General features: G+C 57.9%; 1 protein-coding gene. It reads left to right on the top strand.

All coding sequences use genetic code 11. The annotated features are described in order from the left end of the window. Positions 1–13 precede the first annotated feature (13 nt). Positions 14–240 (top strand): hypothetical protein (locus tag KJQ96_RS39525; protein ID WP_213291277.1); only part of this gene is annotated, 227 nt, incomplete at its 3' end.

Raw genomic sequence — 240 nt, 5'->3', positions numbered from 1 at the left:
ATCGGGTGCGTCCATGGCGCCGTTGAAAAGCTCCTGCTTCTTGCAAGAAACGGCAGCGCAGGGCTGGCTCGTCGGGGGCCGCCCTGTCCTCGCGACCGTCTCGGACGCCAAATTAGCGTACCGGGAAAAATGGCAGTACCGGTGTGTTACCTGGAAGCTATTGCAAATTAAAAAAATGGACAGGGCCTCTGTCCCAATCGCCCGCAACTTTGACCCGCGAGAGTCGTTGTCACGAACAGC

Origin of the sequence: Bradyrhizobium sp. sGM-13 (assembly GCF_018398875.1) — a bacterium.
Lineage (GTDB): Bacteria > Pseudomonadota > Alphaproteobacteria > Rhizobiales > Xanthobacteraceae > Bradyrhizobium.
The sequence above is the reverse complement of the archived record's forward strand: the minus strand, read 5'-3'. Positions and strand labels throughout refer to the sequence as shown.